Raw genomic sequence first — 12,670 nt, 5'->3', positions numbered from 1 at the left:
GCACCACCGTTCGCGCGCAGCCGCGGCGCACCCGCGCCGCGGCACGCCCGGACAGGGGCGAGCCATGAAGGACGAGCACCGCCATGAGAAAAAGGGGAGACCGTCGATGGCCACGCCGGAGAGTCCGCTCGACCACCGGTACCGCGGTGAGCATCCCGTCCGCACACTGCGCTATCTCTTCCGGCCCGAACGCGCCCGCCTGGCAGGCGCGGTCGCCGTGTTCTTCGGCAAGCACACCCCTGTGTGGCTCCTGCCGCCGGTGACGGCGAACATCATCGACGTCGTGGTGGAGCAGCGCCCCATATCCGAGCTGTGGTGGAACTGCGCCGTCATGCTCGTCGTCCTCGCGCTCAACCTGCCGCTGCATCTGCTCTACGTGCACTGGATGCACGGCTCCGTCCGCCGTGTCGGCCGCGATCTGCGGTCGGCACTCGTCCAGCGCATGCAGCAGCTGTCCATCGGCTTCCACACCCGCACGAGCTCCTCCGTGCTGCACGCGAAGGTGATCCGCGACGTGGAGACCCTGGAGACCGGCGTGCAGCAGGCGGCGGACAACGGCCTGACCGCCGCGGCCACCCTCACCGGCGGGCTGGCCGTCATCGCCGTCGTCACGCCCGCCTTCCTGCCCGTGTTCGTCGTCCTGGTCCCGGCCTCGGCCCTCATCGTGGTGACCCTCCGGTCCCGTCTGCGCGACCGTAACGCCTCCTTCCGCCGTTCCGTGGAGCGGCTGTCGTCCAGCGTCAGCGAGATGACCACGCTCATCCCCATCACCCGTGCCCACGCCCTGGAACGCACGGCCCTGCGCCGGGTCGACCACGACCTCGACACGGTGCTGCGCGAAGGCTCACGGCTGGATCTCCTCAACGGGCGGTTCGGGTCGCTGTCCTGGATGGTCCTCAACACCCTCGGCATGGGCTGCCTGGCCGGCGCCGCCCTCGTCGCCTACTACGGCTGGCTCGACATCACACCGGGCGCCGTGGTCATGCTCAGCGCCTACTTCTCCAGCCTCACCGGCTCCGTCACCACCCTGCTGACCCTGGCGCCCGTCATCGGCAAGGCGCTCGAGTCCGTGCGGTCCGTCGGTGAGGTCCTCCAGGCCCCGGACCTGGAGGAGAACGACGGCAAGGAACATGTCGCCGCCGTGGCGGGGGAGTTCCGCTTCGAGGGCGTGAGCCTCACCTACGACGACGACGGTGGCGACCGGCCGGCCCTCGACCGCCTCGATCTCACCGTTCCCGCCGGACAGACCGTCGCCCTCGTCGGCGGCTCCGGCGCCGGCAAGTCCACCGTGCTCAATCTCGTGCTCGGCTTCCACCGCGCGACCGGTGGCCGGATCCTCCTCGACGGCCGCGACCTCGCGGACCTGGACCTGCGCAGCTACCGGCGGTTCCTCTCCGTCGTCCCGCAGGAGTCGATCCTCTTCGAGGGCAGCATCCGCGACAACGTCGCCTACGGGCTGCCGGACGTGGACGAGCGGGCCATCCGCCGCGCCCTGGCCGACGCCAACGCGGCCGAGTTCGTCGACCGCCTTCCCCACGGCCTCGACACCGTGGTCGGTGAGCGCGGTGCCCGCCTGTCCGGCGGGCAGCGCCAGCGGCTGGCCATCGCGAGGGCGCTGATCCGCGACCCGCGCGTGCTGGTCCTCGACGAGGCGACCTCGGCGCTCGACGCCCACTCGGAGGCCCTGATCCAGCAGGCCCTGGCCCGACTGGTCGCGGGCCGTACGGTGTTCATCGTCGCCCACCGGCTGTCGACCATCAAGAACGCCGACCGGATCGTGGTCCTGGAACACGGCCGCGTCCAGGAGGCGGGCACGCACGCGGAACTGCTGGCGCGGGCCGGAGCCTACGCCCGCCTCCAGAGCGCACAGATGTCCTGACCCCACCGAGGTCTGCGGCGTCGGCGCCCGCGCCGGGCTGAGGCCTCGGCGCCGACCGCGCCACGGCCGACGCTCGCCGCCGTCCGGGCCCGGCCGGGCCACCAATCCAGCGGCCGGGTCGAGGCCTTGACGCCGTCCGACGCCGTGTCGATGCCCCGGCGTCGTCGGGCCGGGGCCGGGGCCTTGATCCGACCGGACCGTGCAGCGGTCCGCGGCCCCACCGGCCCGTGTCGACGGCTCGAAGGCGTCCGCGCGCCCCGACGGGGTGAGACTCGCCGCCGTCCGGGCCCCGTCGAGTCCCTGACCCCACCGGGTCGCGGCCGCGGCCCACCGGTGCGTGTTGACGGCGCCGCGGCGTCCCGGTCACGCGCCGGGGCGAGGCGGCCGTCCCGCGTAGACGCTCCGGCGCCCGCGGCCGGCTCGCCCGGATGGAGCAGGCGGGCGGGCACCGCCGAGGCACCCGGCCGATGCTGGGCGTGCCTCGCGCCGTCCCCACCCACCGGGAGATCCACCATGCCGCTGCACAACAGATCCGCCCGCCGCCGGCTGCCTGTCGTGGCCCTCCTGGCAGCTGCCTGTCTGGCCGGGACCGCGACCGCCCCCGTCCAGGCGGGGGAGCACCCCGACGCCGGCCACGACAGCACGCTCCGGCGTCAGTTGCGCGAGCTGATCTCCGCGCCAGGCGGGCCGCCCGGCGCGATCGCGGTCCTCGAGCGCGGCCACGACACGCAGGTCGTGCGCGCAGGTGTAGCCGACGTCGCCGCCGGCCGCCTTCCGAGGACCACGGACCACATGCGCATCGCCAGCACGGCCAAGGCCTACAGCGGAGCCGTCGCGCTGCGACTCGTGGACCGGGGGGAGCTGCGCCTCGACGACACCATCGGCCGACGGCTGCCCGACCTGCCGCGCGCCTGGCACGAGGTGACGCTCCGCCAGTTGCTCGACCACACCAGCGGGCTGCCCGACTACTCGGCCGACCGGGAGTTCCAGGACCTGCTGCTCGCCGACCCGCGTCGCCGCTTCGACTCCCGCCGGCTCCTCGACTTCGTCGCGGACGAGCCGCTCGCGTTCCCGCCCGGCTCGCGCTACCGGTACTCCAACTCCGGCAACATCGCCGTGGCCCTGATGGCGGAGGCGGCGACGGGCAGCCGCTACGAGGAACTCCTGGACAGGCTCGTGTACCGCCCGCTGCACCTGCGGAACACGAGCCTCCCGCAGGGCTACCGCATGCCCCGGCCCTACCTGCACGGCTACGACGTCACCCCGCCCGACCCGCCGGAGGACGTCAGCGAGCTGCTCAGCGCCTCCGGCGTCTGGGCTTCCGGCGGCATCGTCTCGACGCCCGAGGACATGACGTCCTTCGTCCGCGGTCACGCGAGCGGTGCGCTGATCTCGAAGAACACGCTCCGCGAGCAGCGCCGCTGGATCGACGGCGCCTCCGAACCGGCAGGCCCCGGTGACAACGAGGCAGGCCTCGCGATCTTCCGCTACAAGACCCGCTGCGGTGTCGTGTACGGACACACGGGCAACTTCCCCGGCTACACGCAGTTGATCGCCGCCACGGGGGACGGCAGCCGCTCACTCACGTTCTCGATCAACACTCAGGTGAACCAGCAGAACAAGCCGGTCCTGCTGGCGAAACTCAGGGCCATCCAGGAGAACTTCGTCTGCGCACTGCTCCGCGAGTAGCGGGACCCGGCGTCACCCGAGAGCCGGCGGCGGGCGGATGCCTCCGGCCAAGCGGGACCCGGCGTCACCCGAGAACCGGCGGCCGGCGGATGCCTGTGACCGTCACGCGACGGCCGCAGGCATCGTACGAGGGCTGCCGGGGCGGAAGCGGCAGCTGTCACGCGGCGCGGGCCCGGCGCCGGTACCCGCCGGGCGCGAGCCCGAACTCCCGCTTGGACGCCTTGGCGAGGGCGAACTCCGATCCGTAGCCGGTCCGTGCCGCCACCGTCGTCAGCGGGAGGTCCGACTCCCGCGGCAGCCGCGCGGCGGTCGTCCTGCACCGCGAGTGTTCCGGTCGTACCTCTGCCGACCGGGCCCGCTTCCCCGAGGTCCGACGACCGGGCACCGCCCCCTGCGCGCTGGCGGCCGGATGCACGACGCCTGGGCAGATGTGCGACGACTGGCCGAACGTGCGAAGAAACGTGCAGAACTGCTGTTACCGGAACGGGAGTCGATGTATCGGGTGGTGCGCGGGGTGGCGCGCCCGACGGCGTGCGGCCGCGAGCGAGGGCTTCCCGCTGCTCGTGAGCGGTCGATGTATCCGTCAGTGGATGTCAGGGCCACGGCGGCCTTGTTCGTGTGACCCCTACAGTCGACAGTTACGGAAATGTCCGTAAATGGTAACTCGGTCGGTCGCCGCGTCGGCGCCGCACGCCGCGGCCGCAGAGTCTGGTCCGCCGGCCCGTCACGGGCCCGGTGACCCGCACCGCCACCACCGCTCGTGCAGCGGGTGGCGCACAGTTTCGAGGAGACATCACCTATGTCTGCTGCTTCAACCTCCCGTCGCATCGCGGCGACCGTTCTCGCCGCCGGTGCCGTCGTCTCGGCCGTCGCACTGCCGGCCTCCGCCCACGACGGCGACCGTCGGCACCGCCAGGACGCGCGGGTCGAGATCAGTGCCGTGCAGACCGGCGACCGCGACCGCGGCCACCGCTCCAACCGGGCGCTGAACGCCGAGTGGGTCGAGATCACCAACAACGGCCGCCGTCCGGTCGACCTCGACGGCTGGACCCTGCGCGACCGCGACGGCAACCGGTACCGCTTCGACGACTACCGTCTCGCCGGCCGCTCGACGGTCCGTGTCCACACCGGCATGGGGCGCGACACCCGCACCGACCTCTACCAGGACCGCCGCCACTCGGTCTGGGACGAGCGCTCCGACAAGGCGACGCTGCTCGACCACCGCGGCCACACCGTCGACACCGAGGCCTGGGGGCGTAACCACCGCCGCTGACGCGCGGCCCGGCCGGGCGGCCTGAGGTGTCCCCACCTCGCCCGTCCGGTCCGCCGGGCACCGTGCCGCCCGGTGCACCACCGCAGACCCGGCCGGCGCCTCGTGAGTCCCGCGAGGCGCCGGCCGATCGCTGTGCCCGGGCGGATCTGTCCTGACAGCGGAGCGGCGTCACCGCTCACGGGGGCGGCTGCCGGGCCTGCGGCACCGGCCTGGACGCAGCCTCTTTACGTGACGGCATTCCACCGGTAACTTCCCGCCGTTGTAAGGAGTTTCGGAAACTTTCTGACCGCACTTCCGGGTGCGGATCCTGCGGCTTGGCGGCGCGTCGAAGCAGTGGGCCGGTTCGGACAGGTGCTCACCGAGCATCTGCGGATGTCGACATCCACGGCGTACCCACGCCGTGGCCTCCCATGGAGAGACGCATGAAACGCACTCCTGCCCGGGTGCTCCGACGCCCTCTGGCGGCAGCCGTCGCCGCCTGCGCCCTGCTGGGCCTGACCGCGGCCGTTCCCGGTCCCGCGGAGCCCGCGACCGCCCCGGTGGCGGCGGCCGAGAGCACGGCAACGATCTTCTACTACACGAAGACCAAGAACTGGTCGGCCTACAACCTGCACTACGCCCCTGACGGCGGATCGTGGACCACCGTCCCGGGCGTGGCGATGGAGACCGCCTGCGCGGACTGGGTGAAGAAGACGGTGGACCTCGGCGCCGCGGCCGGCCTCAAGGCCACCTTCAACAACGGCTCCGGCACATGGGACAACAACGGCGGCAAGAACTACGCCCTCGGCACCGGCAGCATCACGGTCAAGGACGGCGTCGTCGCCCACTCCGACCCCTGCGCGGGCGGTGAGGACCCGGACCCGACGCCCGCACCGGGCAACGCCGCCACGGTGTTCTTCTCGACCCACGCGCTGGCCTGGTCGACGGCGAACATCCACTACCGGCCCGCGGGCGGGGCGTGGACCGCGGTACCGGGCATCGGCATGCAGGCCGCCTGTGCCGGCTGGTGGAAGCAGACCCTCGACCTCGGACCGGCCACTTCCCTGAACGCCGCCTTCAACAACGGCAACGGCGTCTGGGACAACAACAACGGCGCCGACTACACCATCGGCACGGGCACCAGCACGGTCCGCGACAACACCGTGACCCCCGGCGCGACCGACCCGTGCGCCGGTGAGGTGCCCGACACCCGGGCGCCGACGGCGCCCACCCGGGTGACGGCGAGCGCGGACGGCGTGTCCGTCGTCCTCACCTGGGAGCCGTCCACCGACGACCGGGGCGTCACCAAGTACCAGGTGACCCGCACCGGCGGCGCGGGCGGCACCGTCGTGAGCGATGTCGCCTCGACCGTCTTCTCCGACGGCGGCCTGGCGGAGCGGACCGCCTACACCTACACGGTGAAGGCGGTGGACGCCGCCGGGAACGTGTCGGCGGCCTCCGCCGCCGCGACGGCGACCACCGGCACCCGGCCCGGCACGCCCGCCGCCGGCAAGCCCCTGGGCACCGACCCCCGCAAGGACCCGATCTACTTCGTCCTGACCGCCCGCTTCAACGACGGCGACACGACGAACAACCGCGGCGGCAACCAGCACACCACCTCGGGCAACGCCGCGAACAACGACCCCATGTTCCGTGGCGACTTCAAGGGTCTCGTCAACAAGCTGGACTACATCAAGGGCCTCGGCTTCTCCGCCGTCTGGATCACACCGGTGGTCCTCAACCGGTCCGACTACGACTACCACGGCTACCACGGCTGGGACTTCTACAAGGTCGATCCCCGCCTGGAGTCCGCCGGCGCCTCCTACCAGGACCTGATCAACGCGGCCCACGCCAAGGGCATGAAGATCTACCAGGACGTCGTGTACAACCACTCCTCCCGCTGGGGCGCCAAGGGCCTGTTCGTGCCCACCGTCTACGGGGTGCGCGACACCCAATGGAGCTGGTACTACGACGAGAAGCAGCCCGGCTTCGAGTACGACGGCCTGACCGTCGACCCGAAGAGCGGCAAGTCGTACTACAACGGCGACCTGTGGTCCACCGCCGAACCGTCCGGGAACACCTGCCTCAACTGGGGCAAGCCGCAGGGAACGTCCCCCGCCGGCCTCACCCTCTACAACTGCCAGTGGCCCAGCCCCACCTCCGGCATGTTCCCCAAGTCGCTCTACCACAACTGCTGGATCGGCAACTGGGAGGGCGAGGACTCCCGTTCCTGCTGGCTGCACGACGACCTCGCGGACCTCCACACCGAGAGCGCCCAGGTCCAGAACTACCTGATCGGCGCCTACAACAAGTACATCGACATGGGTGTCGACGGCTTCCGCGTCGACACGGCCGTCCACATCCCGCGCACCACCTGGAACCGCCGCTTCCTGCCCGCCATCCAGGAACGCGTCACCCGGCAGCACGGCGCAGAGGCCGCGAAGAACTTCTTCGTCTTCGGCGAGGTCGCCGCCTTCGTCAACGACAAGTGGAACCGCGGCTCGGTCAACCACTCCGCCCAGTTCTACACGTGGAAGGAGCGCAAGGAGTACGCGCTCGACGACGCCAAGGCGGCGCTCGAGATGTACGACTACGAGCAGCAGGCCGGCACGGCGAGCCAGCCCACCTCGACCAACGCCTTCCTGGACGGCAACAGCTACCACGCCCCGGACCACAGCAGGTTCTCCGGGATGAACGTCATCGACATGCGCATGCACATGAACTTCGGCGACGCCCACAACGCCTTCCACAACGGCAAGGACTCCGACGACAGCTACAACGACGCCACCTACAACGTCGTCTACGTCGACAGCCACGACTACGGCCCCAACAAGGGCCATGAACGCTACGCCGGCGGCACCGACGCCTGGGCCGAGAACATGTCCCTGATGTGGACCTTCCGCGGCATCCCCACCCTCTACTACGGCTCCGAGATCGAGTTCCAGGCCGGCAAGAAGATCGACTGCGGCCCGTCCTGCCCGCTCGCCACCACCGGCCGCGCCTACTACGGCGACCACGTCGCCGGCGACGTCAGGACCTCCGGCTTCTCCAAGGTCGACTCCGCCACCGGCGCCGTCGCCACCACCCTGGAAAAGCCGCTCGTCAAGCATGTGCAGCGGCTGAACGAGATCCGCAGGGCGATCCCCGCCCTGCAGATGGGCCAGTACTCCACCGAGGGCATCAGCGGTGGCATGGCGTTCAAACGGCGCTACACCAGCGGCGGTACGGACAGCTTCGCACTCGTCACCGTCACCGACGGCGCCGTCTACACCGGCATCCCCAACGGCACCTACACCGATGCGGTTACCGGCGACACCAGGACCGTCACCGACGGCAGGCTCAGCGTCGCCGCGCCCGGAAAGGGCAACCTGCGGGTCTACGTCCTGGGCGGCACCGGCAAGATCGGAACGGCCGGCCCCTACCTGAAGTAGGCGGCCCCCGTACACGCCGCGGGAGCGCTTCCGCTCCCGCGGCATCCGCCCTGCATGAAGGCGCACGGGCGACTTCGGCAAACGCTCTCCCGAGGCGGCTCGCGCCCGGACCGTCACCCCCGTCCGCCGCCGGGCGGAGCACGTCAGGACGGCCGGTGCACGGCAGTTCGGTGTGTCATCCGTTCGGTGATCCCCGTCGCGGCGGCGAACGGCACTCGCCACTCTTCCGATGAGGACACCGGGGCGCATCTCGTCCGCCCCGGTCGGGCACGGTCACCGCGCGGCCGGACGGCCGGCGGACCGAGGGGGAGGGGTGGCCCGATGCAGGGGACCGGACACGGGCGCGGCCAGGAGGCCAACGACGTGGTGCTGCTGGCCGCGGGCGTCGCCGACCTGGCCGTCAGCACGGTGAGCGGCGCTCTGAGCGGATTACGCGGACTGCTCCGCCGTGCCGACATGGCCGACCTGGCCGACGAGGGGAGGCAGGACATCAAGGCCCGCGGCCGCCTCGCCCTCGACCGCTACGCCCCCACCTCGCCGCCGCACATGGAACTGCTGGCCCGGCACGTGACCACCGTGCGTGGCCGCGGCGATGCCTGACCACCCTGGGCGAGCGGCGTTCAAGGCCCGGGTGGACGACGTCCTGCTCCATTTCGTGGAGGAGGAGATCGACCACCTCCTGGCCGTCGACGGCGATCTCGCCCCGGTCGCCGACCGGTTGAGGATCGCCACGAACCGGGGCAAGCGGCTCCGGGCGGCCTTCTGCTACTGGGGCTGGCGTGCGGCCGGCCAGCCCGACAGCGACGCCCTGGTGCGCGCCGCCGCGGCCATGGAACTGGTGCACGCCGCGGCCGTGGTCCACGACGACCTGATCGACGACAGCCCCCTGCGGCACGGACTGCCCACCGCGCACGTCGCCCTGCGCGCCGCGGTGGTCGCGAGTCCCCGCCCCGGAGCCGCGGCCAGGTCGCTCGCGATGCTGGTCGGTGACCTTCTGATGTCATGGGCCGGGCAGTTGTTCACCGCCTGCGGTCTGCCCGCGGCCTACCTGTCCCGCGCGCGGCCCCTGTGGGCGGTCCTGGCCCGCGAACTGGTGGCGGGGGAGTGCCTGGAGATCCTGCGTACCGGTGCCCACCCGGACACGGCCGCCTCGCTGAAGGTGATCCGCTACAAGACCGCCAAGTACACCGTCGAGCATCCTCTCCACATCGGCGGCGCCCTGGGCGGTGCCTGTGAGGAGCTGCGGGAAGCGCTCTCCGACTACGGGCTGCCGCTGGGGGAGGCGTTCCAGCTCCGCGACGACCTCCTCGGACTGTTCGGCGACCCCGCCCGCACGGGGAAGGCGAACACCGACGACATCGCCGTGCACCGGCCCACCGCCCTGCTGGCGTGGACCTGGCAGGAAGCCACCGCCACGGAACGCGCGGAGCTGGGAGGGCTGTTGGGGAACGGCACCACGGACGCGGAGTCCCTGGCCCGCGTGCGGGAGATCATGCACCGCACCCGGGCCCCCGCCCGGATCGAGGAGATGATCGGCGCTCGCGTACGCGCCGCGCTCGACGCCCTCGACCGGATACGACTGCCGGCCGACGCCGCTCGAGCCCTGAGCGACCTGGCCCGGGCGGCCACCGTCCGCCTGCACTGACGATCCACCACCCCCGGCCCGCACCGCCGCGTCCGGCCCACGAAGGAGCCGTGATGACCTACACCGAGCAGTCCCTCGACGCCCTGCGGACGGCAGGCGACGAACTGGCCGACGCCACCGTCGCCACGCTCTTCGAACGGGGCGAGGTCGGCACGTTCAACACCCTCATGCGCTACGTCTCCACCGTCGGCGCACCGCTGCCGGACGGGCTGCCGGAGGTCGCCCGCGAGTACCTCCACCGGACCGGCGCCCCGCCGTCGTGGGTGGACTGGGAGGAGATGGAGAGGGCGAGGATGTTCTTCATCGACAACAACGTCCACATCTCCACGGCCCTGTCCTTCGCCGCGATGCCCGCCTGCTACGTCCTGCCCCATGTCGCCAGGCTGCTGTCGGCGACGCACTCGCTGAAGTACCCCTCCAAACGCATGGCGGAGACCGGGCAGTTCACCGTCCATCTCATGCAACCGGGTGCCTTCGAGGCCGGCAGCCGCTTCATCCCCGCCGCGCAGAAGGTGCGGCTGCTGCACGCTTCGATCCGCCACCACCTGCGCCGCGAGGGCCGCTGGGACACCGAGAGCCTCGGCACGCCGATCTGCCAGGAGGACATGATCGGCGGCCAGATGATGTTCTCCATCCAGGTGCTCGACGCCTTGCACCGGCTGGGCATCCACATGAGCACGGAGGGGGCGGAGTCCTACTACTACGCATGGCGTGTCGTCGGCGCGATGCTCGGCGTCGACCAGGACCACGCACCGGCGGATCTCCAGCAGGCCCGCCGGTTCTCCGATCTGTACATGACCCGGTACATGGGCCCCAGCGAAGAAGGGGCCCACCTGACCCGCCGGCTCATCGACCTCTACGAGGAGGTCGTCCCCGGCACCCTCTTCGATCCCGTCGTCGGAGCATTGATCCGCTACCTCATCGGCGACACCTGCGCCGACTGGCTCCAGGTCCCCCGCACGCCCTGGGACACGGCGGTCAAGGCCGCCCCCGCCCTGCTGGGCATCCTCGAATCGATCGAGGACCGCTCACCCCTCGGGGCCTGGGCCCTCGACCGCCTGGGTCACTTCACCACGCTCCTCGAACTCAGCTCGCTCACACGCGGTCGTGTCATGCACTACGCCATCCCGGAGGAGCTCAAGAAGGACTACGGCGTCACCTCCGCCGCCCGCACCGCCCGCTGGACCCCGCCCGCTCCGACGGTCACGACCTGAGACCGGGCCCGCCCTCGCCGAGCCGCGCCTCGCCTGACGCCCCGCGACACCTCCCGCGGACGGACCGCCGCGCCACGGACCCTCGCCGAAGAGCCGTTCGGCGGTCGTGGGCGCCCCCGGCTGCCGTCACGACGCGTCGTCACCGAGGGCTGCGTACGGCACGCGGACGCGTTGTCGACGACGCCGCCCTCCGGGGCGCCCTGCGTTGCGGAAAGAGGGGACTGGGCGTCTCATGGGCGGGAAGCCGCTGTCCACGTCTTCGACCCGGTGGGCGCGGCCCGCCTTGAGTCGGCCGGGAGGCAGCGTGTCAGGACGGTGGTGGGGCCGAGCGGTCGCCGTGGCAGCGCTCATCGTCACGACGAGCGCCTGCGGGTCGCTCGACGAGCGGCGTGACGACGTGACCGCCGAGGTGACCGGCTTCGAACAGGCGCTAGGGGCCGAGCAGTTCGCGCGCGTGTGCGCCGCCCTCGCGCCGGAGACCCTGGAAGAGCTGGAGCAGTCGGCCAGGAGCAGCTGCGAAGAAGCGATCGGGGAAGAGGACCTGACGGAGGCCGGTGCGGTGCGTCGCGTCGACGTGTACGGCGATCAGGCCCGTGTCGTACTCGACCAGGACACGCTGTTCCTCTCCCACTTCCCGACCGGCTGGAAGGTGACGGCGGCCGGATGCACGCCCCGCGAGGGCAGGCCGTACCAGTGCGAACTCAAGGGCGGGTGAACGAGGCCATGAGAACGTTGTTCGTCGGAACGCTCGTGATGATCGCCGGCGGTCTCGCCTACTTCATGGCGCTGGGGCTGATGCACCGATGAACTCCAGGCCGGTGTCCGACGAGGGCACAGCCCCGCCCCGCCATCCCGTACTGCGGTTCCTGCACCACAACAGCCTCGGTCTCGCCTTCCTGGCGGCTTTCCTGCTCGCCCTGGCCGGCCAGGCGGTGGCGGGACACGCCGAGTTCAACAACCAGCTGATCGCCGACGGTCTGGTGCCCGTCAGCTTCGGCGCCTATGTGACGTCATCCGACTTCGCTGTCGATGTCACGGAGAACTGGCAGTCCGAGTACCTGCAGTTCTTCCTCTACATCTTCGCCACCGTCTGGCTGCTGCAGCGCGGTTCACCCGAGTCCAAGGAACTGCACAAGGCAGGCGTCGAGTCGGACAAGGACCAGCTGGTCGGCGAGCACGCCAGAGAGGACTCGCCCCGCTGGGCGACGGTCAAGGGCTGGCGGGGAACGCTCTACTCGCGCTCCCTCGGCCTCGTCATGGGCGCCATCTTCCTGCTGTCGTGGCTGGCCCAGTCCGTCGCAGGCGTCGCCTCGCACAACGAGCAGCAGCTGCGCGGCCTCCAGGCCCCGACCAGCTGGCCCGAGTACCTCTCCTCCGCGGAATTCTGGAGCCGGACACTCCAGAACTGGCAGTCCGAACTCCTCGCCATCGGCTCCATGGCCGTCCTTGCCATCTATCTGAGGCAACGAGGATCGCCGGAGTCCAAGCCCGTGGGCGCGGCGCACACGGCGACCGGCGTGGAAGGCTGAGCGCTCAGGAGGTTTCCCGCCGCGGACGGCG

9 protein-coding genes and 1 pseudogene are annotated in these 12,670 nt (G+C 71.3%); 9 read left to right on the top strand and 1 reads right to left on the bottom strand.

Annotated features, from left to right (window positions below; all coding sequences use genetic code 11):
* Positions 1–106: 106 nt before the first annotated feature.
* Both SPRI_RS02635 and SPRI_RS02630 read left to right on the top strand, forming a co-directional pair.
* Positions 107–1,879, top strand: coding sequence for an ABC transporter ATP-binding protein (locus SPRI_RS02635; protein ID WP_005307967.1), 1,773 nt, complete (start codon positions 107–109; stop codon positions 1,877–1,879).
* 513 nt (positions 1,880–2,392) lie between these two features.
* On the top strand, positions 2,393–3,568 hold the full coding sequence (locus SPRI_RS02630; protein ID WP_005307964.1) for a serine hydrolase domain-containing protein: 1,176 nt from the start codon (positions 2,393–2,395) through the stop codon (positions 3,566–3,568).
* 157 nt (positions 3,569–3,725) lie between these two features.
* Here the strand turns inward: SPRI_RS02630 and SPRI_RS40030 are convergent.
* A pseudogene (locus SPRI_RS40030) lies at positions 3,726–3,881 on the bottom strand (helix-turn-helix domain-containing protein); the annotation flags it as partial.
* Between the two features lie 486 nt (positions 3,882–4,367).
* Here SPRI_RS40030 and SPRI_RS02625 point away from each other — a divergent pair.
* The 7 genes from SPRI_RS02625 to SPRI_RS02595 all read left to right on the top strand — a co-directional run bounded on the left by SPRI_RS02625 (position 4,368) and on the right by SPRI_RS02595 (position 12,639).
* On the top strand, positions 4,368–4,841 hold the full coding sequence (locus SPRI_RS02625; RefSeq protein ID WP_037773005.1) for a lamin tail domain-containing protein: 474 nt from the start codon (positions 4,368–4,370) through the stop codon (positions 4,839–4,841).
* 422 nt (positions 4,842–5,263) lie between these two features.
* Positions 5,264–8,251, top strand: coding sequence for a carbohydrate binding domain-containing protein (locus tag SPRI_RS02620; protein WP_053556671.1), 2,988 nt, complete (start codon positions 5,264–5,266; stop codon positions 8,249–8,251).
* A gap of 321 nt (positions 8,252–8,572) precedes the next feature.
* The gene (locus tag SPRI_RS02615; RefSeq protein ID WP_037773004.1) at positions 8,573–8,851 is read left to right on the top strand and encodes a hypothetical protein; all 279 of its coding nucleotides are present in this window, start codon (positions 8,573–8,575) and stop codon (positions 8,849–8,851) included.
* A complete protein-coding gene (locus tag SPRI_RS02610) occupies positions 8,844–9,896 on the top strand; it encodes a polyprenyl synthetase family protein (protein WP_037775782.1) in 1,053 nt (350 codons plus the stop codon). The genes SPRI_RS02615 and SPRI_RS02610 overlap by 8 nt, the downstream gene beginning before the upstream one ends.
* A gap of 53 nt (positions 9,897–9,949) precedes the next feature.
* Positions 9,950–11,110 carry an oxygenase MpaB family protein gene (locus SPRI_RS02605; protein WP_005307945.1) on the top strand — a complete coding sequence of 387 codons (1,161 nt, stop codon included), beginning with the start codon at positions 9,950–9,952 and terminating at the stop codon, positions 11,108–11,110.
* 304 nt (positions 11,111–11,414) lie between these two features.
* Positions 11,415–11,825, top strand: coding sequence for a hypothetical protein (locus SPRI_RS02600; RefSeq protein WP_106428372.1), 411 nt, complete (start codon positions 11,415–11,417; stop codon positions 11,823–11,825).
* 88 nt (positions 11,826–11,913) lie between these two features.
* Positions 11,914–12,639, top strand: coding sequence for a DUF6766 family protein (locus SPRI_RS02595; RefSeq protein ID WP_050791390.1), 726 nt, complete (start codon positions 11,914–11,916; stop codon positions 12,637–12,639).
* Positions 12,640–12,670 lie beyond the last annotated feature (31 nt).

The organism is Streptomyces pristinaespiralis, from assembly GCF_001278075.1.
GTDB classification, from domain to species: Bacteria; Actinomycetota; Actinomycetes; order Streptomycetales; family Streptomycetaceae; genus Streptomyces; species Streptomyces pristinaespiralis.
Note: the sequence above shows the minus strand (reverse complement) of the source record. Positions and strands in the feature narration are given on the sequence as shown.

What these genes read in the sequence shown, in the direction of transcription:
- SPRI_RS02635 (WP_005307967.1), top strand. Translation starts at nt 107, where the DNA reads ATGGCCACGCCGGAGAGTCCGCTCGACCACCGGTACCGCGGTGAGCAT.
- SPRI_RS02630 (WP_005307964.1), top strand. Translation starts at nt 2,393, where the DNA reads ATGCCGCTGCACAACAGATCCGCCCGCCGCCGGCTGCCTGTCGTGGCC.
- SPRI_RS02625 (WP_037773005.1), top strand. Translation starts at nt 4,368, where the DNA reads ATGTCTGCTGCTTCAACCTCCCGTCGCATCGCGGCGACCGTTCTCGCC.
- SPRI_RS02620 (WP_053556671.1), top strand. Translation starts at nt 5,264, where the DNA reads ATGAAACGCACTCCTGCCCGGGTGCTCCGACGCCCTCTGGCGGCAGCC.
- SPRI_RS02615 (WP_037773004.1), top strand. Translation starts at nt 8,573, where the DNA reads ATGCAGGGGACCGGACACGGGCGCGGCCAGGAGGCCAACGACGTGGTG.
- SPRI_RS02610 (WP_037775782.1), top strand. Translation starts at nt 8,844, where the DNA reads ATGCCTGACCACCCTGGGCGAGCGGCGTTCAAGGCCCGGGTGGACGAC.
- SPRI_RS02605 (WP_005307945.1), top strand. Translation starts at nt 9,950, where the DNA reads ATGACCTACACCGAGCAGTCCCTCGACGCCCTGCGGACGGCAGGCGAC.
- SPRI_RS02595 (WP_050791390.1), top strand. Translation starts at nt 11,914, where the DNA reads ATGAACTCCAGGCCGGTGTCCGACGAGGGCACAGCCCCGCCCCGCCAT.